Source organism: Eggerthella sp. BIOML-A4 (assembly GCF_009875575.1).
Classification (GTDB): Bacteria; Actinomycetota; Coriobacteriia; order Coriobacteriales; family Eggerthellaceae; genus Eggerthella; species Eggerthella lenta.
The window spans coordinates 33,484-54,887 of the sequence record NZ_WWRX01000013.1 but is presented as its reverse complement, the minus strand read 5'-3'; the positions used below and the strand labels follow the sequence as shown (position 1 = coordinate 54,887).

11 protein-coding genes and 1 tRNA gene are annotated in these 21,404 nt (G+C 62.2%); 4 read left to right on the top strand and 8 right to left on the bottom strand.

All coding sequences use genetic code 11. From position 1 onward, the window contains the following. Nucleotides 1-121: 121 nt before the first annotated feature. Nucleotides 122-3,637: a S8 family serine peptidase gene (locus GT613_RS12750; protein ID WP_009305716.1), complete on the bottom strand. Its 3,516-nt coding sequence runs from the start codon at nt 3,635-3,637 to the stop codon at nt 122-124. Between the two features lie 217 nt (nt 3,638-3,854). Between GT613_RS12750 and GT613_RS12745 the strand changes: the two genes are divergently transcribed. Both GT613_RS12745 and GT613_RS12740 read left to right on the top strand, forming a co-directional pair. Beyond that, entirely contained in the window at nt 3,855-6,464 is a 2,610-nt protein-coding gene (locus GT613_RS12745; RefSeq protein ID WP_009305715.1) for an immune inhibitor A domain-containing protein, read from the top strand. Nucleotides 6,465-6,522: 58 nt separating this feature from the next. After that, nucleotides 6,523-6,605: transfer RNA gene (locus tag GT613_RS12740), tRNA-Leu, on the top strand. A 697-nt stretch (nt 6,606-7,302) separates the two neighbouring features. Here the strand turns inward: GT613_RS12740 and GT613_RS12735 are convergent. From GT613_RS12735 to GT613_RS12710, 6 genes are all read right to left on the bottom strand, one after another. Next, a complete protein-coding gene (locus GT613_RS12735) occupies nt 7,303-8,640 on the bottom strand; it encodes a serpin family protein (protein WP_009305714.1) in 1,338 nt (445 codons plus the stop codon). A gap of 74 nt (nt 8,641-8,714) precedes the next feature. Continuing rightward, nucleotides 8,715-8,936 (bottom strand): hypothetical protein, encoded by a 222-nt coding sequence (locus tag GT613_RS12730; RefSeq protein WP_009305713.1) that lies wholly within the window; start codon nt 8,934-8,936, stop codon nt 8,715-8,717. A gap of 105 nt (nt 8,937-9,041) precedes the next feature. After that, nucleotides 9,042-10,739, bottom strand: coding sequence for an RNA-binding domain-containing protein (locus tag GT613_RS12725; RefSeq protein ID WP_009305712.1), 1,698 nt, complete (start codon nt 10,737-10,739; stop codon nt 9,042-9,044). A 250-nt stretch (nt 10,740-10,989) separates the two neighbouring features. After that, nucleotides 10,990-12,543: a catalase gene (locus GT613_RS12720; RefSeq protein WP_009609023.1), complete on the bottom strand. Its 1,554-nt coding sequence runs from the start codon at nt 12,541-12,543 to the stop codon at nt 10,990-10,992. Nucleotides 12,544-12,793: 250 nt separating this feature from the next. After that, nucleotides 12,794-14,125: a DNA-binding protein gene (locus GT613_RS12715; protein WP_009609018.1), complete on the bottom strand. Its 1,332-nt coding sequence runs from the start codon at nt 14,123-14,125 to the stop codon at nt 12,794-12,796. 218 nt (nt 14,126-14,343) lie between these two features. After that, a complete protein-coding gene (locus tag GT613_RS12710; RefSeq protein ID WP_009609020.1) occupies nt 14,344-15,798 on the bottom strand; it encodes a helix-turn-helix transcriptional regulator in 1,455 nt (484 codons plus the stop codon). Between the two features lie 256 nt (nt 15,799-16,054). On the opposite strand from GT613_RS12710, the gene GT613_RS12705 reads away from it, so the two are divergent. After that, the gene (locus tag GT613_RS12705; protein ID WP_161172652.1) at nt 16,055-17,779 is read left to right on the top strand and encodes an FAD-binding protein; all 1,725 of its coding nucleotides are present in this window, start codon (nt 16,055-16,057) and stop codon (nt 17,777-17,779) included. 219 nt (nt 17,780-17,998) lie between these two features. On the opposite strand, the gene GT613_RS12700 is transcribed toward GT613_RS12705, so the two are convergent. Beyond that, nucleotides 17,999-19,492: an FAD-dependent oxidoreductase gene (locus GT613_RS12700; RefSeq protein WP_021409033.1), complete on the bottom strand. Its 1,494-nt coding sequence runs from the start codon at nt 19,490-19,492 to the stop codon at nt 17,999-18,001. A gap of 316 nt (nt 19,493-19,808) precedes the next feature. Here GT613_RS12700 and GT613_RS12695 point away from each other — a divergent pair, with 316 nt between their 5' ends. Continuing rightward, nucleotides 19,809-21,287 carry a helix-turn-helix transcriptional regulator gene (locus GT613_RS12695; RefSeq protein WP_021409028.1) on the top strand — a complete coding sequence of 493 codons (1,479 nt, stop codon included), beginning with the start codon at nt 19,809-19,811 and terminating at the stop codon, nt 21,285-21,287. The last annotated feature ends 117 nt before the right edge of the window (nt 21,288-21,404 follow it).

Below are 21,404 nucleotides of genomic sequence, written 5' to 3'. Positions count from 1 at the left end.
TTGCGGGATACCTGCGCCAGATGCAGTTCCATATGTTGACCGAACGTCGAAAAATCAACGGAGACAGCGCGGACGCCGGCGCGCGGCGGCTTCAAGCCCGCCGCGCGCCCAGAATCTAACTCTAACGCCTCGAGCGCGAGCGCCTGACGGCGACGACCAGGCCCGCTACGGCCAGAGCCGAGACCGCGGCCAGGGCAAGGGCGGCCGTGCGCGGCGCGAGGGGATCGCCGGTGGCCGTCAGCGGCTTCGGCTTCGCCGCCTCGGCGGACGGCTTCAACGCCTCCTGCGGCGAGGCCGGCGCGTCGGGCGCGTCGGGAAGCGGCTTCGGCTGCTCCTCGCCGGGATCGGTGGTCGGCTTGTCGGGGGTGCCACCGCCGCCCTCCTCGTCGGGCGCGAGTTCGAACTTCAAGCGCTTGAAGACCATTTCTTTCGTGAGCGAGTCCATGCCCGCCACGTACAGGGCGTCGCCCAGCACGGCGCCGCTGGCAAGCGACACCTTCGATGCCGACAGGCGCGTGGGAACGGCCAGCCACGTGCCGGCTTTCGGATCGTACACGAACGTGTCGCTGCCTTGGTTGCCAGCCTCGACCGCGCCCGACAAGATGATGCGCTCGTGAGAAGCCGTCGATCCGGCGATGGTGGATCCTGCCGGCAGAACGCCTCCGGCCACCGCACCATACTGGTTCAACACGATATCCTGCGGGAAAGGAGCATAGTTCCACTCGTCGCCCTCGAACGCCGCAACCGAATTGACAATCCGGGATTCTATCCAATTCACGTTGCCGGCGGCAACCGTCAACACCCCGTTCACCATGTCGGCGAAGGGAGTAAAGCGCCCCTCGCCCAAATCGGGCAGCGCGGTCGCGTCGCCCGTCGCCATGTCGACGCGAGCGACAAGCGGCGACGACGCGCCGCTGGCGTCAAGGCCGGCGAACACCCAAAGAGAGCGGCCGTCGCTTGCAAGGGTAACGCCCATGAAATCAAACCCGCCGAACCCGCACGCGGTCAAGGAGTCGCGGCAGTCCACAGGATCCCCCAACGTGCCGGTAGACGGATCGAACGAATACAGCACCTGATCCGAAGTGAGCGCATACAGAACGCCCCCGCTCGAGGTCAGGCGGAAAACGGCATCAAGCGTATCCGTGACAAGATGCTGCACCGACCACGATGCCGAGGCGGGGTCGTATGCCAGCAAAGCGCTCCTTTCCCTGCCATCGGACGACTCGAAGTGGGGCACCGCGTACACGCGGCCAGCAGCCGCCGCCATCGACCACGCATTGTACAGCGTAGGCTCGGGAAGGCCCAGGCTTTTGAAGTCGGGGGCCGGCAGGCTCTCGAAGAAGTCGAAGCCCTCCTCGGAGCCGACGGCCACCTTGCGGCGGCCGGTGTCGCCGTCGGCGCGCTCCACCTGGACGTAGCGCTGCTTGGACTCCAGAGACGGGGGCAGGACGACGCGCACCTCGTTCGCGCCCCACGACTTCACCTCGAGGTCGGCGCCGTCGAGCGTGACGCGGCCGCGATCCTCGCCGAACCAGCTGCCGCGCACCGTCGCCTCGAGCGTGCCGTCGGCCGCGGGCTCCAGCGCGTCCACCACCGGGTACGGGTCGGTTGCCGCGCGGACGACGTCCAGCTGCCCGTCGGACGTGCACGTCCCGGCCAGAGCGTCCGCCCGCTTGACGCCTCCCAGGATGCGCGCTCGCAGTTGCTCGGCGCCGTCGTTAGGGAACAGCCCCGCGAGCAGGGCGCACGAGCCCGTCACCACCGGAGCCGCCATGGACGTTCCATCCATGTAGACGTACGGCGCGACGTCGCTGACAAGCGCCACGTTGTCGAAAAAGAAGTCCAGGTCCATCCCGTCGTCGAACGAAGTGAACGTGCGCTCCAATTTGAAAGAGAACTCGTCCCAGTTGATTTCGTCCCGCTTGTCTTTTGGAATGGGAACCCTGAGCGAAAGCGGGATGGCGCCGCCAGTGCCGAAGCTTTCAGGCGTCAGGTCGATCCAGCTGCCGTCGATGCCGTGCACGCTGACGCGCAGCAAACGGCCCATATCGCTCTCCTTGGAGTCCGCGACGCCGGCATCGAAGGCCAGGCACTGCAGGTCGTCGACGGTCTTGTCCGCCGCCGCGAGGCCCTGCTTGACCGCGCCCTTTTTCGCCGTGAACACGACGGACGCCTTCTGCCCCGCCTTCGCCTGCTTGATGGACATAAGCACGCCCTGGCTTGGGGCGTCGCCCACAACCTGCGGGACCTCCGCCCGCGAAACCGAAGGCTCCGCATCGCCGGACGCCTGGAACGAGAACATCCTGTCCTCGGATTCGAAATCGTCGAACGCCACCGTCAGCTCCGGATCGTCCCCATCAACTATCCCCTGGCCCTGAGGAGCCGTGGACAGGATGTCCGTGCCCGGAGCCGCCAGATCGGTGGCCGCGGCGCCGTAATCGGAGAAGGAAGCCAGCCTGCCCTCTCGATCGACGGCGTTCACGGCAATGGCCCCGTCGGTGGGGGCGCCGGCCGGAAGGTTCAGCGATTGGTCGAGGTCGGCGGCATAGTTTCCCGATGCGCAGACAGACAGCACGCCGTTCGATCGGTACAGATCGTCCATCACCTCGGTCAGCAGAGGACTCTCACCCGCGCCCATCCACGAATTGTTCGCCGCGACCAAGTTCACCCTGGCCTGCGCCGCCTTCTTCATATACGAGTACGCCCCGAGCACAGCAGACGTGAGAAAGCCGCCGCTTTCATTGGCGACGCGCAGCGCCATGATCTTCGCGTTCGGAGCCACGCCGGCAACGCCTTCGCCGTTGTTGACGGAGGCCGCGATGATGCCGGCCACATGCGTGCCGTGGCCGTCATTGTCCATCGGGTCGTCGTCGCCCATGCCGTAGTCGTAGCCATGCTCGCCCTCCAGGCCGATGTTACCCGGATTCTCCCACATGACGTCCTTCAAGTCGGGATTGGTGCAATCCACGCCCGTGTCGACCACGGCCACCACCACTTCTTCCTTCCCTTGCCACGGCCTGCCGGGAATGCCCTCGTCACCCCACAGGGTTTCGACGTTGGCGGCGCCGGCGATCTCGTCCGTGGGGGCGAGGTGCCATTGGAGGCCGATCAACGGGTCGTCCGTAGGGGCGGTATCCGCGGACAGGGCGGCAGCCGGCTCTTCGACCGGCTTCGCCTGGGTCTCCAGGTCGTCGATATAACGCACGTAGTCGGGCTGGGCCGCCAGCACGCCCGGCGTATCGGCCAGATCGCGCAGCAGATCCTCGGTGGACTGCGTTCCGGACTCGATGAGGATCACCTGCTCGGGCGTTGGCATCGAGCGAGCGAGCGGCACATCGGCTTCGGCCCCGGCTTCGGGCTGGGGGTCGAAGGTGTACAGGTTGCTGGCCGACCAGCCTCCCCCGTTGGAAGAATAGGCGCTCACCGGAGCGAAGTCGTCGTTCACGTGCGCCAGCACGCGACCCGGAACGTAGTCGCCCGCCTGTAGCAACTCGTCGAGCGAACGCGCCTCCTCTCCCGATCCGACCGTCGGGTTGTCGGAACCCGCGGTCTCGGAAACCTCGTCCGCGAGCGCGGACGCGGGCACGGCCATAAGCGAAAGGGCCGCGGCGAGAAGGATCGAAAGGAAGCGTTTCATGGCACTCCATCCTTTGCGAAAACGAACGCGATTGCTTTTGATTGTATCAGGGAAACGACCCGGCAAAAGCGCGTTGGAAACCCGGAGGCACGAACGCGCGAAAACGCGCAACGAGCGCCAAGCCCCTTCGCGGGCGCGGCCGTCGAATGGAAATACGCTATGGTATTCTGACATTATTAATGCGAAACGTAGAAATCCCCATTGAAGAGAGGGAACTATGCAGCACAAGACCCGCGAGACGGCCCGCCGCGCAAAGCGCGCCCCGCTTCTCGCCTTCCTCATGCTGGCCCTCGCGCTGTGCCTCGCGCCCAGCGCGGCCTACGCCGGTCCGGCCTTGGAGATCGAGCAGGGCTACGTCCAGCCCGACGGCGCCACCTTCCAGGCCGGGCAGCGCGGCGACGAGTTCTTCCACTACGTTCGGACGGCCGAGGGGCGCCTCGTGCAGAAGAGCCCCGCCGACCAGACGTGGTACTACGTGACGAGCGAGGGCTTCGGCCTCGCGCTCGGGCCGCGCGCCGACGAGGCCGCACCGGCGAACGCTCTGACGCCCTCGGTGCTGGCAAACGATACCGGCAAGATGGCCTACTCCGCGCTGGGCGGAGGCGCCTACGTTCCCCGAGACCGGGGCGTCGGCGAGGCGGTGACGCTCTCCGACATCGAGGCCGCCCAGGCCGCGTCCGGTGCCAACGCCCTCGGCGCGCGGTCGGCGGCGCAGACCGAGACGTCGCTTCCGCTGATCACCATCGTCATCGGGTTCGAGAACCCGGAGGACCCCGGCGCCGAGGTCGTGCAGAAGGACGACGACGGCAACGTCGTCGCGAGCTGGAACGCCGCCGATCAGCGCTACCGCGACGGCTACGATTGGAACAAGCTGCTCTACAGCGGCGAGAACAGCATCACCAGCTACTACGCAACCATGTCGAACGGCAAGTTCTCCTGGACGCCGGCGACCGAGGAGACCAGCGCGTACGGCACGGGCGGCAACACCAACCTGCACGACAAGGCGGGCGACGGCGTGATCCACGTGACGCTCAAGCGCGACCACGGCAACTGGGAATCAGTCGAATACCTGAGCGACGCGGCCAAGGACCAGCGCGACGCGTACGTCGACGCGCTCAACGAAGCCTCCCAGTACATCGACTTCGCGACCTACGATACGAACCGCAACGGCGTGCTCGAACCGACCGAGGCGGGGCTGCTGTTCATCGTGGCGGGCTACGAAGCCTCAGGGGCCGGAGGCACACCGTCAACCTGGGCCTGCCGATGGGAGCTGTCCAGCATGGACAGAGACAACTTCGAACCCGAAGAAATCGTCAACCCCGAAACGGGCAGCAAAATCGAGGTCAACGACTACATCTCCATAGGGGAAACCCTTATGAACGACATGATCCCCGCCCAGCCCATGCCCACGAGCACCGTCGCGCACGAACTGGGACACTATCTGGGACTGCCCGACCTGTACGACATCAACTACACGGCAAACGACCCCGAAGCGACCGTCGATCAATTCCCCTGGTTGGCCTACGACGTGAGCGAACTCAGCTTGATGGCAGGCGGATCATGGGGCAGATACATCACCGATAGCGGCGATACCGTCTTCGTCCCCGTCAGCCTCGACCCCTACTGTTTGGAACGGCTCGGCTACATAGAGCCCGTCGAGGTAGCCGCCGACGGCACGCACGACGCGTCCACGTTCTGGAGCGGCAAGGGCTACCAATGCCTGCGCGTCCCCACCAGCACCGAGGGCGAATACTACCTGGTGGAGAACCGCCAGTACGAGAGCTTCGACCTAGGGCTGACATCCGGGTACCGGGTCGACCACAATAAAGAAAAGCCGCAATACTACAACGAAACGGGCGGCATCGTCATCTGGCATATCGACCGGGGAATCGCGGACGCGCGCAGCATGACCGACGATCCCCTTTTGAGCAACACCGTGAACACGGTCGACCACCGTCCGGGCGTCATGCCCGTCTATCCGGAGAATACGGAGTACCGGGACGGCCAGGCGCTTTACACTCGCCCGTTCTTCAACACCAGCGCCTGCGAGACGTTCGGCATGGAGGGCAACGTCGTCCCGCTGCTGCAGTACAACGGCTGCGACACACCCGACGAGCGCGTGGACTCCGGTATCGTCCTTTCGGTGGGCGACACCGTGGGCGACGTCATGAGCGTGACGGTGGACCTGCCCGAGCCGGACGAGCCGGGCGGCGGCTACGAGGAGAGCTCGCACGTCGGTGAGATCGCCGGATCGCGCGTGGAAGTGTCGGGATCGTTCCCCGCAGGCGCCGAGCTCTCCTTGGCGCTCTCGGCCCTGACCGATGAGCAGAAGGCCGAAATGGCAAAGGCGTCCGACCAGCTGGGCGCGCTCATCGTCAGCGCGGACGCGTCGGTGGTGGACGCGGCGACCAGCGAGAAGGCCGCGCACGAGGGCAAGCTCTCCGTGTCGTTCTCGGTCGACAAGCGCTACGAGGGGAAGAGCGTCTGGATGGTCCACCGGAAAGCCGACGGCTCGCTCGAAGCGACGAAGGCTGCGGTGGAAGGAGGTCTCGCGAGCATGACCGTCGATGAGCTGTCGCCGTTCGCCGTGTTCGAGCAAAAGGCAGCCATTCCCGGCGACGACGGGAACGTGCCCCCGTCCGGCAGCCCTGGCGGCGAAGAGCCCTCCGGCGACACGCAGGTCGAACCGCTGCCCGGCAAGGCGCTCGCCTCCACCGGCGACAGCGCGGCGGCACCCGCTGCCCTCGCGCTGGCGATAGCCGCCGCCGTTGCGGCGATGATCGCGCAGACAAAGCTTCGCCGCCGCCACGATTCGCTCAACCGGTAAGACTCGACGATATTTTTGCTCGAAGCTTTCGTGGACTTCCGGTATACTGTCATCCTGCGCCCGAGTGGCGGAATGGCAGACGCGGCGGTCTCAAAAACCGTTGTCCTAGACGTGCGGGTTCAAATCCCGCCTCGGGCACCACTTCGCAGATGAACGAGCTCCTGAAACCTTGCGTTTCAGGAGCTCGTTTTGCATCGCGGCTCAAGCACGAGCGGGGCAACGTCGTCCCGCAGCGGCAGTACGGCAGCTGCGACACGCCCGACGGCTGACGCAGACGAGACGCAACGGCATCGGCCCGGGTGCGCGAAAGCCGGGAGCGCCTTGCGGGCAACGGCGTTTTGTCTACAATAGCAGGCGAGCCGCAGGGAACTGCTTACTCCCCACGGCTCTCGAACCCGCTTTGGCGGTTCGGATTCTATTTTGGGCCCGGTTCGTCCCCTTGCTGGGACGATCGGGGTTCTTCTTTCGACCGCGCTTGAAGAATCAGCGAGGCCGTCTCCACCGACAGACTACCGAAAGCAGCTATCAAGCAAAGAACGCGCTTTCCCCCGCCGCTTCCGCAAGGGCGCTTAACGGGTCACTGCACACGAGCCGGCTCGCAAGAAGCGCCGCACGCAGTGCGCCGCTGAGGCGGCGTTGCGGGCAAAGCATGTTTCGAATAGTAAACCGAACGAGTGTTTCACGTGAAACATCGGCATCGAAGGATCCCACCGGGACGGGACGGGACGGGACGGGACGGGACGGGACGGGACGGGACGGGACGGGACGGGACGGGACGGGACGGGCGCTCTGCCAGGCGCCGTGCAGCCGATGGACGACTGCACGGCAACCTGTCAGGCTACGCAGCTGGGTTGCCGCATACGCCCATGAACAGCGGGATGCCCTGCGACGACGTGATCTGGAACAGGAACGGGCGGTCGAGGCGCAGCTCCACTTCCTCGCCTTCGGGGATCATCGCCGATGTGGCGCTGATTCCCATATCCGTGTACGCACTGGCTTCGGCGCCCTCCTCATCCCAGGAGATATGGCTTTCCTGCTTCACCATCGAGATGAAGGCCGGGGTGGCCGTAAGGTTCGAGAAATCCGCCTTGTCGCTAAACGGCGTCTTCATACCCAAGCGCTCGAGAGCCGGAATCAGATCAAGTTCGGTATCGAAGGCGACCTTGGGCACCACGTAGGTTATGAAGCCGTACTCGTCCTCGTTCGCGTCAACGGCAAAAGCCTGGGCCAAGCGCTGCTCATCGGCAAGCAGGTCGTCCACCGACACGCCTTCGGCCGGCAGCACGAACGTCATCATCGTGCCGCCCGTGAACGCCAGACGTGCGCGCAGGAAGTCGTCGGTCTGGCGAAAGCCTTGCAGCGAGTCGATACGCTGCGTCATGAACTGGGTTTCGACGTCGCCCGATGCGGCGTGAAACACGGCGGGCGCGGTGTTCGCCGCATCGAACGTATCCATCCAACCGCCTTTGAAGTACACCGCGTTGATGATGGACAGCAGAAGGTCGCTCTCGGTTTTCACCTGGGGGTCGATGGTGCCGCCCGTATTCTCGGAAATCCATGCGGCCATGGCCTGGTCGGCAGCGTCAGTGCCGAACTCCACCGAAAACGGCGTGGCGTAGAACTGGCCGATCGCCGTGTCGATGAACGATTGCTCGAAGGAGGCGTCCTTCGCCATCCATATGGAATTCGCCAGATCGACCGTGGAGAAAGGATCGGTTGCCAGCACGCGGAACAGGTTGCCGCACTGCTGGGGCACGTCGACGGTGCTGGGCGCACCCAACACCGAGGCGATCTCGTCGCGTGTCTGACCAGCAGCGCCTTCGTTCGCAAGCGCCAGGGCGTAGTACAAACTGAGCGGAGAATACATGCGGTTCGCCTTGGCACCGTCCGCGCCGTCGCCCAACACCGAAGCGGTGCTGCGGTAGGCGAACGCTGCAAGCGAGTCTACGAAGGATTGATCGATCGGGTTCTGCTCGAGCGCGTCCAGCCATGCTTCGGGATTGTTCTCAGACGCCTTCTGAGGAATAGCAGGCTGCGCCACGGCGAACTGGCTCGTCGCACGTTGTTGCGCGCATGCGCTCAACAATGTGCCGGCTGCCAGCAGCGTCACCAGCACTGCAGCCAACGCGATCGTCTTTCCTGCAAGGCTTTCGCCCCGCTTCGCCCGTCCATCCATGGCGTTCCCTCCGTTCGGCTATTTGATCCGTCAAAGGGTAACACGATCGAAGCGACCGAATTGTCGGGAACGCGTTAAAACAGCATGCCCAGAAACGCCGCGATGCCTCCCGTCACGACCATGACAACCCACACGATGAGCCAGAACAGGCAGCCGAACCAGGCAAACAGCTTGCCGCCCTCGCTCCAACCCCAACCATCCTTGCCCATGAACCATGCGGCCAACACGCCGAACAGGCCGCCGAAGAGGCCGACGCAGAAGTAGCCGAATTTTGCCAAACCGGATATCTCGCGCATGAGACGCTCCTTTCGCTTGAAAGGACGAGCGTATACCGAGTGCGTGGAGCGCAATGCAAGGAACGGCGTTTGTGACGCAGCTGATGCAGGATGGCTTCCATTCGTTTAGATTGCAGATTCTCGACGTTCCCCATCAGGGTCGGCAGGGTAATAGCGCGCTCCTCGCCCATGCCCCTCAAGTCGCAGCTTTCCCGACGCAGTCATTTCTTTGATGATCGATCCAGCTTTCGAGGGCGAGACGCGAAGTAACTCCGCCACATCGGAGCGCATCAGAGAGCCCTGAACGCGAGCCAACTCCATGACCAGTTCCGGATGGCGAACATCATCGATTCCTTTTTGCCTCACGTACCCGAGCGCATGACCCGTTTCTCTGTAAACGCGCGCCGAGAGAAGATAGGTGGTAGCTCGCCCTGTACCGTGCGACTCGATCAACCCTCGCTCCACAAGCTCTCCAAGCACTCGGTGCAATCGCCCCTGATCGATATGGGTCGCTTCTCGCAAAGCCCCGAAATTCACCTTGCGCTCATCGCGAATGACCGAGAGCACCATCAAGGCAAACACCGTGAACGGACGCCCCGATTGACGCTCCTCGTCAAATATCATCGTTGTGAACGCCGCATCGAAAGGAGCACGAGGCGTGAAGAGGACGACGTCATTCACGGTAGAAGCAGAATAATCGGGAAGCGGCCGGCCAAACCGCAGGGAACCTTCGTATATACGATCCACACCGCGGCCCGTTTTTTCCGCGAGCCCAACGCGCTTTAGCGCTTCGGCCAGCAGGGGATTTCGTCCATGAGGGGGCACCGTAAGAAGGTTCTCGTACGTGATGCCTTCGACAAAACCTCCAGGATTCGAAATGGTCATCCCCTCGGAGTCCATAAGCACGCGGGTCGGCCGCAGAATAGTATAATCGCGGTGGGCAAAGGCGTTCACCAGAGCCTCGCGAAATGCACGTGCATCGTAATCAGAGATAGACAAGCGGAAAAGACCTCGGTCGACCTCCCGTGAAGCATTCTGCGCAGAGAAGTACTGTTCGAATTTCTCGAAAACGGCGAGGAGAGGAAGCGCCGTCTCGACGTTCAACCTCACTTCGGTGTCCTCCAAAACTTGAAAGCTGCTTTTTGCCGTCGGCACATGACGAGAAAGGGCGTCCTCCTTGCCCACCATAAGAAGGCCTGCAACGGTGGGATACATGCGGTCTCCGAAGGATCGAACGAGGCCAAGAGCCTTGAACAGTTCTGCATCGTCCAAATCCAACAGCGTTCTGTCGGAATCGGGCAGGCTTCCGATGAGCCGGCGAAGACGGCTTACTTCTACAGGATCGAAATCCTCCACGCTTGCATCTGAAACTGCTTCGTTTGAAAAATCGAGCTTGCCAAGGTTGCCAAGTCGCGTTGCTATTTCAAAAGGGTACATTGGAATGTTCTCGGGAGAACCATCAACCCTCACGACCCTTTTCAAAATACGCCCATCCGAGGTAGCGCCCACGACAGTGCCCTTCGGAACGACGATCCTGAGGACTTCGACGCCAGACATCGTATTGAGCTCAGACTCGACCCTGATGGGAGGCATCGTTTTGTTGGCAAGCAAAGCCGCCAGACCGACTGGGTCGGCATGCTTTCGGTTCAGTCCGGTAGGAGTTCCGTCATCTTCGACTCCGAGATACAGGACCCCTCCTTCGGAATTGAACATCGCAACCACTGCTTCAACAAGCAAACTTTCATCAACCCCGTGTTTCGAGGCGTTTCCCGTTGTGTCGCTTTTGAATTCAACCGTGAGGCTTTCTTTTGAAGGGATATCCATTGGACGCCTCCGTTTTGATTCGCTTTGTTTTTCCTTGAAGAATAGCATATAAAAGCAATTAATAGCTTTTATCAAATCATTAATGTTTACTTAAAGCTATTTTTGAGCTTTTGCGCCTAATAACTTCTCCAATAAGCCGGAAAACAAAACGGGTCGCTTCTGCAAGAGGGAGGAGCAGAAGCGACCGTCAACGGAATAGCTTGGTTAGGTGGCGCCCGAAACATGGCGGGCGCCTTTCAGGCGCGTAGCGCTAGGCGCGCACCTCGCCGCCGATCTTGCGGGCGGGAACCTGCTGGCCGGTGGCGGCCATGCGCTCTTCGTGAGTCATCGCGGCCAGTTCGTGCACGCGCTCAACGTCCACGACCAGCGCTGCGGCCAAACGATCGCCGTACTCGGGATCGGCCTTGTAGCAGTGCGCCGCATGGCGCAGGCGGATGTTCTCGGTCACGCCGTCCATGTTGCGCGCCGTGTTGTCGATGAGGGCAGCGCGCTGATCCTCGCCCATCAGACGATACAGGTCGCCCGGCTGGTAGAACGTGTCGTCGGTGGGGTCGTCGGCGGGATCCCACGCGTCCATCGGTCCGAACAGGTCCAGCGGCGGCTCGGCCGCGTCGGCCTGTTGCTGCCACTGCCCGTAGCTGTTCGGCTCGTAGCCGATGGTACCGCCGAAGTTGCCGTCGGTGCGCATCATGCCGTCGCGATGGAACTCGGCGTAGGGGCAGCGCGGCCGGTTCACCGGGATGTGGTTGTGGTTCACGCCCAGGCGGTAGCGCTGCGCGTCGCCGTACGCGAACAGGCGGCCCTGCAGCAGCTTGTCGGGCGACAGCCCGATGCCCGGCACGAGGTGCGTCGGCGCGAACGCGGCCTGCTCCACCTCGGCGAAGTAGTTCTCGGGGTTGCGGTTCAGCTCCAGCGTGCCCACCTCGATCAGCGGGAACTCCTTCTGGCTCCACGTCTTCGTGATGTCGAACGGGTTCTCCTTGTAGTTCTTCGCCGTGGCCTCGTCCATGATCTGGACGCAGAAGCGCCAGCTGGGGAACTCGCCGCGCTCGATGGCGTTGAACAGGTCGCGCTGGTGGCTCTCGCGGTCGCCCGCGATGATCTGGCCGGCCTCGGCGTCGGTGAGGTTCTTGATGCCCTGGTTGGTCTTGAGGTGGAACTTCACCCACACGCGCTCGTTGTCCTCGTTGATCAGGCTGAACGTGTGGCTGCCGAAGCCGTGCATGTGCCGGTAGCTGGCCGGGATGCCGCGGTCGGACATGACGATGGTCACCTGGTGCAGCGCCTCGGGCAAGCTGGACCAGAAGTCCCAGTTGCTCTGCGCCGAGTGCATGTTGGTGTGCGGATCGCGCTTCACCACGTGGTTGAGGTCGATGAACTTCTTGGGATCGCGCAGGAAGAACACGGGCGTGTTGTTGCCCACGAGATCCCAGTTGCCGTCGGGCGTGTAGAACTTCATGGCGAAGCCGCGGATGTCTCGCTCGGCGTCGGCCGCGCCGCGCTCGCCCGCCACGGTGGAGAAGCGGACGAACACCTCGGTCTCGGCGCCCGGCTGTAACACCTTCGCCTTCGTGTACTTGCTGATATCGCCGGTCACCTTGAAGGTGCCGTACGCGCCGGAGCCCTTCGCGTGCATGCGTCGCTCGGGGATGACCTCGCGGTCGAAGTGCGCCAGCTTCTCGATCATCCAGTTGTCCTGGAGCATCATGGGGCCGCGCTCGCCCGCGGTCAGCGTATGGTTGTTGTCGGCGACGGGGTTGCCCACCTCGTTCGTGAGCCTTGTGGTGTCGATTCGGTCGGCCATGGTATCGAGCCTTTCCCTTTAGCCGCATTGGCGGCGTTCTGTTTGATGGGGGCTACGATACGGCAATCCGTTTCGAAATAAAATACTAATTGATATTAATTCTCATTAAAGGTACAATTTTGGCGGTTCGGAGTAGCATCTTCGCTCGGAAAACACGCTCCCGGCGCTGAGGCGTGTTTTTGGAGCGAAGATGCGCCGGAAAGAGGCTGTCGTACAAATGCTTCACGTGAAACACCCCTCACGGACCCGACTACAGCATCCTTACAATGCGATCGATGCGCTTTTGGACGGCGCAGCAGATATAGTCCACGCGCTCGACCAACGCGGGATTGTCCGAAAGGATGGCCGAAAGCTCGTCTGCAAACCCTTCGAGCGCAGCCGGATCGAACCACGAGTAGTCGTTCACCAACCGAAGCTGACGGTTGGCGTCTTCGTAGAACGGCTTGGTCGTGAACGAGAAATCGTGCGCTCGCAGGCTTTCGAGCGTCGACGAGCACCAGAGGCTGCCACCCGTATCGAACAGCGGCGCGATGCGGTAGCGCAGCGTTTCCACGTCTCGCACAAGCCCGAAGTTTCGCCAATGCCGATCGGAGTTTCCCAAGATGTCGTCGCACACGATCATCTTGGACAACGCGATCTCGACGCGCTCCGCATCAAGCGCCGAACAGCATTCCAGGTAGTGTTGGTAATCGTTGCGATGGTTCGGCTGACGCATAGTCTGGCGAACATAGTAGGCCGGGATGTACTCTTCGGTGGAGCCGACGAAATTCTCGCAGATGCAGACGGCACCGCCCGCCCGGCTCTCCAAGCGATATTTCACATACTCGTCCGGGGCAAGCAGCCGTGAGTATAGAGCGCTCGCTGCCGCCTCGTTGAACGGCTCCTGGTTGAGAACCGATCCGCCCTTCACCAGCAAGCGCTTCGCGCCGTCGCATACCCATTTTTTCGGGAGTTCGCCTTCCGAGGTGTTGTCCGGGGAGTCGAGCCCCACCCCGTCGAGCCAGCCTCTGCCGCTTCGCATCTCGCAGAAATCGTTGTCGAAATAGTTCACGTCCTCCCAGGCGATCTCACAGTTTTCGGGACGAATCCAATACTGATCCGACAAAGACAGCCCAAGGCTCTTGAAGGGAATCCTCGCAGGTGAATCGACGCCCAGCTCGGCCAGCTTCGCGTCGATGCCTTCTCTAGTTCCGGGGATGCAGCGATGCTTCCACCAGAACGACAGCGCGTCTTTCGAGACTTTTCGACCTCGGGGGGAGATCATGCCCAGCGGGGCTCGCGCAGGATCGACGATGTCCCCTGCGTCGACGAACGCACCGGCCGCCTCATCGTAGCGAAACGAAAGCACCTCGTGCGTGCGATTCATCAGCACGTAGCGCCCCACATCCCCTTTGCTGGAACTTGCAGGAGGACGCCCCGCCTTCGGAGCGGCGTTGCGACGCGCTTCCACGCTCTGCTCGTCGATGAGCCATATCCCGCCCACTTTCTCGGCAGCCAGCATGCCGCTGCGGATGAGCTGGTTGACGCGTGCGCGCCCCACGCCAAGGCGCTTGGAAGCATCTTCGACCGTCAAGTTGAACATCGTCGCCTCCGTGCTATCGTTAATACTATATTCTTGTATAGTATTTTATACGATTTGCAATTTGCATAAAATACTATATTAAAAACTAGTATTTTCGACAGGGGAAATCCAATGCAAGAATGTTTCACGTGAAGCATTCCTCTGCACTGCAGGACATATGGCTAATGGGGCGCGCAGAACCTTTCGCGATGCAAAGTTCGCGTTCGGCAGGAACGTGCTCACGCTTCGATGGACTCCACCAGGTCGATAAGCTCCTGGCGCGAATGAACCCCCATTTTCGCGAAAATGCTCTTCGTGTGGGTCCGCACGGTGTTCTTCGATATGACCAGCTCTTCGGCCACATACGGCACATCGCGGCCACGGGCAAGGAGGTCGAGAACCTCGGCCTCGCGACGCGACAGACCGTAACGCTCGACAGCAACCGCGCAGCCTGCAGTCACGGAATCGCCTACAGCTCCGACTACAGGAGCCAGCTTCTCTCCCGAAGCGGCTTTCACGCTACCCGCCTTCCTCCCATGCGGCGCCACCATCGCTACCGACAGCGCGTACACCGCCACCAATGCCACCACGGACAGCTCCGCCAGCCCAACGCCTCGACCCGCGCCCACGAACAAGCCCACGACGGAACCCGCCAGCGAGCTTGCATACACGATGCTGGCGAAGGTGCCGTACACGAGCACGGGAGTGAGCGATTGGTTGCGCGCCGTCCGAGCGCACGACACTACCATGAGCGAAGACGTGACCGAAAACACCAGGAACACGAGGGAGTACACCACCTGGCGAAACGTTCCCTCAAGAAGCGGTAACAGCAGAAACGCCGTCGCCGTAAGCGGAAACAGAATCTGATACAAACGCATGAGCGTAACGCGCTCGTACAAGAACCTCCAAGTTGCCAGCAGCGCGACCGAAGCGGCAAGCAGCCCGATCATGTTGCTTTCATTCGTTTGCCCTATCGACCCGCCACCCGAAGCCGAACCGACGCGCACGATACCCACAATGAACGCGGAGAACGCGACGCAGAGCAAAGGGCGCCACAACTCGGAAACCGCTTCGCGGCACCGATCGCGTCGCTGATCGGGAACCGTGTCGAACATGGGATGCACCTTCGGAGCGCATTTCCATGCAGCACAGGTTAGCGCCACCGCCGCGCTGACGAACACGAACAGCGACATCCACGGTACTGCATCGGCGGGCAAAACCTCAACAGCGAAAAACAGCAACGCCGAAATCCCAGCGGCGGCAAACACGACGATACCGGCCGTGAACACCTTTTGCGCAGCCACGATTTCCTGCAAGGCGCCGAACATGATCCCGCTTCCCCATCCGAAGCACGCGCCCACCACGACAAGCGACCACTCGGACGAAACCACGCCGCCATGCTGCAAGGCAACCAGCAGCGAACCCGCAAGAAAAAGCCCCAGCGCCAGTATCGGAGAACGCCACAGCCGAGCCTTCGGCCAATAGAAGGCGGCCAAGCCGGAAACCGCAAGCGAGAGAGGCAGGGTCGCGCTTCGCACGAAATACTCGAGCATGAAAGAGCCCGGATCCACCTGCCCGGTCAGAAACCGCACATACCCTCCCCACAGCGTCACCGAGGTGCACGCCAGGAAGAACCCATAGGCGAGCGCGGCCAGCACCTGCTCTCGCTTCATGTTTTTCAGAATGAATCTCATGGATCCGCACCTCCCCTCCGCGGGCGAACAGCATGCGCTCGAACTTCCGCGCCAGCTGTCCGCGCGCCCATTGTACCGCACCCCTCGACCTCCTTAGCGGACGCTCGCGACGTCCGACCTTCTGGACGAAAAACCACCTAGGCTGGGTGAGGCCTTGTTTTCCCTGATCGATTAGGCTGCGATCAGTCCAAGGCGCAAACAGCGCCCGCAAGGCAAGCAGCGCCTTGGTGAGATAAGCTAGGAAAGGGAGTTCATCATGGAGGGAAATCTGAACCGTCGCAGCTTCGTCAAAGGGGCGGCATTGAGCGCTGCAGGCCTCATTGCGGGAGGCGCGCTGGCCGCATGCTCGCCCGCAGCAGGAACATCCGAAAGCAAGTCCGACTCCGCCCAAACGACGGGCGCGAACAACGCCGAACAGCGGTGGAGCTTCGAGATCGCGCCCGATCCTATCGGCGACGACCTCGTCACCGAAACGGTTGAAACCGATGTCGTGGTGGTGGGAGGCGGCATGAGCGGTCTGGTCGCAGCTGCATCATGCGCTGAAAACGGATTGAAGGTGACGCTCATCAGCGCGTCGAAGGCTCCTGTGAGCCGCGGCGGATCCAACAACGGCGTGTATTCGAAGGTCATGGAAGAGATGGGCATCCCCCGCATGGATCCCACGTGGTTCTACCGCAAGGAGTACCTCGCCAACGGCGGCAACTTCAAACCGGCTCTGTGGTACAAGTTCTACAACAACTCCCAGGAGGCCATCAACTGGATCATCGACATCGCGGCCAAGGCCGGCATCAAGACCACCATCGAGTCGGGTCCGGAATACAAAGAAGGCGACCCGATGTTCACCCCGCCCGCAGCTCACGCGTTCTACGTTGACGACAGCGAGCTGAAAGGCTCCATCGGAAACGGCGAAGGGCATATCGCTGCGGAGATGGGGAGGTACGTGACCAAAGACCTGGGAGTAGACGTGCGCTGGAACGTCAAAGGCGAGCAGCTGGTTCGCGGCGGCGTTGCCAACGGCACGGAAGGTCGCGTGGACGCGATCATCGCGTCCGATGCCGACGGCGCATACACCAAATACGTCGGCACCAAAGCCGTCATCATGGCAACCGGCGACTTCTCCCATGACAAGGACATGATGGAGCGCTATTGCCCCCAGGCCGTCGAGCTGTGCGATTTCACAACCGATATCAACTACGATCAGGGCATTTGGATGGGCGGGCTCATGCCCGGAGACGGCCACAAAATGGAGCTTTGGGTGGGCGGCGCCTGGCAAAAGGAGCCCAACAACATCATGCTCGGCCGCCCCAACCTTCCCGGCGACCAACCTTACACGAGCCACACCGGCCTCATGGTGGACAACATGGGACAGCGCTTCATGAACGAGGACGCGTTGGGAGGCCTCGCCTGCGCGACCATCATGCATTTGCCCGAGAAGACCGCCTATTGCATCTGGGGCGCTAATCGCGCCGAAGCAGGTGGGCCCTGGGGCGCCATCAACTACCCTCACGGCGAATACTTCACGACGGAAGAGGTTATCGAACGTTGGGATACGGATGCCGACGGCTTCGGCATCGTCAAGGCAGACACGCGCGAAGAGGTCATCTCGAAGCTCGGCTTGCCGGCGGCGACTATCGACACCGTCGAGCGCTACAACAAGATGTGCGAAGCAGGCGTGGACACTGATTTCTACAAGACCGCCGACAAGCTCATCTCCATTGGGGCAGACGACGGTCCCTTCTACGGCGCATCCTTCTCTCCCGGCTTCCTGACTTCTCTGGGCGGCCTGCGCACCGACAGCGATCTTCGGGTGCTCGACGAGAACGACCAGCCGATCGAAGGCCTGTTCAACGCCGGATGCATGATCGGCAACTTCTACTCCGGCACCTACACGTTCGCGATGGAAGGCATGAACTACGGAGCCACCTGCATTACGCTGCCCTACGTTTTGGGCAAGGATCTAGGTTCTGGCAAGCTCAACTAACCTGTACGCACCCCTCCTCCCCAAGCGCGTCGTCCGGGTCCCGCTGGATCGGGTCGACGCGCTTTGCTGCGTGCGTTCGACGGCGCCCGTGCGAAAAGGCTTGCCGTTTCTGGCAGGTTTCGGCCGAAAGCGAGGCAACGCTGCGCACGCGAAAAAAAATGCGGGTGCAACGCGCTTGCGCTGCACCCGCATCAGGGAGGGGATGAAGGAGGAAAGGGTCTAGGCTTTCAGGTACGCCGCCGCGCTCTGGGCGCCGATGCGACCCCACGTGAAGCAGTTGGAAAGCGTGAATCCCATGTAGGCGGAGTTGCAGCTAGCCTCGCCGCCCACGAACAGGCCCGGCATCACTTCGCCATCAGCACGGATGACCTCGCCCTGCTCGGTACGAGCCACGCCGCCGTACGTGATGATCTCGCACGGCACGACGGGCACGGCCAGGAAAGGAGCCTCCAGCTTGGCCGTGGGGAAGCCGCCGATCTCGCGGTCCACGCCCGAGTCCACCGCAGCGTTGTAGGCCTCGATGGTCTCGGCAAGCGCTGCGGCATCCACGCCCATGTTGGCCGCGAGCTCAGTCGCATCGGCACCCTTGATGTATTCGAGTCCTTCGCCGCGCTTCACTTTGCCACCGGCTGCCGCCACCGTGGCCTCGTCGGAGATCTCCCATACGTAGCCCATGCCGTCGCGATGGATCTTGTCGAAAATGGGGCCGTTCAGATCTTGGCTCATGAACCCCTTTTTACCCTCGTCGACGAAGCGCTTGCCGTCGGCGCCCACCAGTATCATGTTGGGAAGATTGGTAAAGCCGTTGAGGTTCGCGCTGTCCGAAGTGCCGTCATGCTCGCTCATGATGGTGTAGTCCTTCACCACGCACATCATGTCGTTGGTGTGCGACAGGAGCGCGCCTGCGTTCGAAGCGGCCACCAGGCCCTCGCCCTCGCAATTCGGGTGCCCGATGCCGAACGTACCCGCCTTCTCGGGATCGAAGCGCGCCGCCAGCTCGGCGTTGTGGGCGTAGCCGCCGGTGGCGATCATGACAGCGCGCGCCTTGATACGCTGCGTCTTTCCCTTCGCCTCGACCACCGCGCCTTCCGTCTTGCCCTCGGCGTCCAGCAGGACCTCCACCAGCTTCGTGCCCTTCTGGATCTCCACGCCCAGCTGGTCCAGGCAGGCGGTGAAAGCCGTGACGAAACCGCCGCCCGCGCCGTCGACGTTATGCATCATTTGCAGAGGGCCGTAGTAGATGTCGATCTGATCCGTGAACTTGACGCCCACGCGGTCGATCAGCCAGTCGATGGTCTTGCCGCTGTTCTCCACCGTGATCTTGGTGAGCGCCGGGTCAAGATGATACGACGCGTTGTTCATCAGGTTCGCATACATCGCGTCGTAGGTGAGCTCGACGCCCTGCGACTTCTGCAGCTGGGTATCCCAACCGGCGATCATGCCCTGGGACATGGCCGTAGTGCCGCCGATCTGGTCACCCTTTTCGATGATCAGCACGTTCTCCACGCCATTGTCCTTGGCTTCGACCGCGCACGCCATGCCGGCGCCGCCGCAGCCGCACACCAGCAGGTCGACCTCAGCATCCCAAGCACCCTCGGAACCTGTGGGCTTGTCGCCTTGCGGAGCGCAGCCCGCAAGCGCGCCCAATGCGAGCGCTGCGCCGCCCAGCGCCGCACCGCCGATGAAGTTGCGCCGTGAAATTCCTTCGTTCATGACATCCCTCCTGTTGCTCGGGCCGAACCGCCGCTCCTGCGGGCACAATGCCCTCCCCTGGCGACCGTTCAGTTTCGATTGCTATCCTTGTCGTCGGAGCTCTTCCCGCCCTACTTGACGACCCGCTCAGCATAGGCCGGAGAACAGGCGCGACGCATCTCCCATTCTGGGTCGAATCGGCGACTCGACCCCTCCCTCATTTTGGGTTGAATTGCCTCCAGCAGGGCTTTTTTGCACGAACAGGGGTTGGCAGAGAGACGATACTATCGGACAATGAGCGCAGATTCGGCGACGTATCGAGGGGAGGGGTCGGCCGATGGATGTTTCGCGCTTCGACAAGCGCCGTCTGTTCGTCGCGTGCTGCGCGCTTGGATTCGCCTCGTTCAAAGTCGCCCAGTCGTCCCTATACTCCACGGCCATGCTGACGTCGGAAACGACCACCGTCCTCATAGCGGGATTGGACTTCAGCATCGCGTCGGCTGCTTTCGTCGTCCTCACGGAGGCGGTCATCGTCGCGCTGGCCCTGCTTGGTCGGCTGCCCAGGCTATCCATGCCAGTGATCGCGCCCTCGTTGGTGCTGGCGGCCACCGCGGTGTTGTCGTACAGCGGCGCTCTCTCGTCCGTCGATCCAGCAGTCTCGCTGATGGCGCTTGCTTTCGCGCAGGGAACCGCCACGGTCATGCTCACGTTGGCTTGGGTAGAAATCATGACGCAAATGGAGCCCACCATCAGCATGAAGACGCTGGCCTCGTCGATGCTGCTGGCCGCCGCGGTCACTTTGGCCTTGCAGAACAGCCCTTCGCTGGTCATGCTTCCCTGCGTCGTGGCAACGCTAGTGGCGAGTGCACTGCTCTATCGACGCGCGAAAGGAATTGCGGGCAACGCGCTTGCCAGCGGCAAGACGATGGGAGGCGACGAGGCGGCGGCGGGTGCGGAGCAGAAGAGGGATCGAACCTCCCTGCGACCGTACCTTCGGGGATTCGTGTCCATCGGGGAAGGCCTGCTGTCGCTGCTGGTGCTCGGATGCGTCGTGGGCATCATCAACGGATTCATGGTGGTGCAGCACTACGACTTCGACGGCTCGTCTTTGGCATCGGCGATGGGCATCGCCGCAGCCTCGATGGCGTTCTTCGTCATGGCGTACGGCTTTTCGAAGACGTTCAGCGCTTCCCGCGCTTATCGCGCGCTTTTCCCCCTGCTCACCGGCGTGCTGATCATTTGGCCGTTCGCGAACTTCCAGTACAGCTACTTCGTGGGCGCAGCGTTCGTCGCCGGTCACAGCCTGATCTCCACCAGCGTGATGTACCTCATCATTCGCGAAGCGCACGAAAGCGATTTGAACCCGTATGCGTTCATGGGTGCGTCGGTGCTGTTGATCAGGCTCGCATCGGTGTCGGGGATCGTAGGCGGCACGGTTATCGCGGGGCTCGATCTCAACCCGTCGTTCAAGACGATGCTGGTGTTCTGCATCGCGTTGTACCTGCTTTCCATCGTCCTGCTATTCATGCTGCGCATCAGGAAGCGCTCGGAACGCGAGCAACGGCCGGCCGCGTCCGGCGAGCCCGTCCGAAGCGAAGACGCATTCGACGCCAAAGGCGCCGAAGTGACGGCTCGACATGGCCTGACGGACCGCGAATCGGAAATCCTCCTGCTGCTGGCTCGCGGCAGGAGCTCCACTTATATCGGCGAGGCTCTGTACCTGTCTCCCAACACCGTGCGAGGACATATCAAGAACATCTACGCGAAGCTGGGCGTACACTCCAAGCAGGAGATAATCGATCTGTTCACCGCTTGACCTTCACGAAAATGTCCTAAAAGGGGCCTGTTCCCTTTTAGGACATCCGTAGCGTCGAACAGCCGGTAGAACCGCCTGCCTCGCTCCATCCCTAACATCCAAAGGCCGCCTTTCGCT

Excerpts from the sequence above, each read along its gene's own strand:
- GT613_RS12750 (WP_009305716.1), bottom strand. The coding sequence starts at position 3,637 with ATGAAACGCTTCCTTTCGATCCTTCTCGCCGCGGCCCTTTCGCTTATG.
- GT613_RS12745 (WP_009305715.1), top strand. The coding sequence starts at position 3,855 with ATGCAGCACAAGACCCGCGAGACGGCCCGCCGCGCAAAGCGCGCCCCG.
- GT613_RS12735 (WP_009305714.1), bottom strand. The coding sequence starts at position 8,640 with ATGGATGGACGGGCGAAGCGGGGCGAAAGCCTTGCAGGAAAGACGATC.
- GT613_RS12730 (WP_009305713.1), bottom strand. The coding sequence starts at position 8,936 with ATGCGCGAGATATCCGGTTTGGCAAAATTCGGCTACTTCTGCGTCGGC.
- GT613_RS12725 (WP_009305712.1), bottom strand. The coding sequence starts at position 10,739 with ATGGATATCCCTTCAAAAGAAAGCCTCACGGTTGAATTCAAAAGCGAC.
- GT613_RS12720 (WP_009609023.1), bottom strand. The coding sequence starts at position 12,543 with ATGGCCGACCGAATCGACACCACAAGGCTCACGAACGAGGTGGGCAAC.
- GT613_RS12715 (WP_009609018.1), bottom strand. The coding sequence starts at position 14,125 with ATGTTCAACTTGACGGTCGAAGATGCTTCCAAGCGCCTTGGCGTGGGG.
- GT613_RS12710 (WP_009609020.1), bottom strand. The coding sequence starts at position 15,798 with ATGAGATTCATTCTGAAAAACATGAAGCGAGAGCAGGTGCTGGCCGCG.
- GT613_RS12705 (WP_161172652.1), top strand. The coding sequence starts at position 16,055 with ATGGAGGGAAATCTGAACCGTCGCAGCTTCGTCAAAGGGGCGGCATTG.
- GT613_RS12700 (WP_021409033.1), bottom strand. The coding sequence starts at position 19,492 with ATGAACGAAGGAATTTCACGGCGCAACTTCATCGGCGGTGCGGCGCTG.
- GT613_RS12695 (WP_021409028.1), top strand. The coding sequence starts at position 19,809 with ATGGATGTTTCGCGCTTCGACAAGCGCCGTCTGTTCGTCGCGTGCTGC.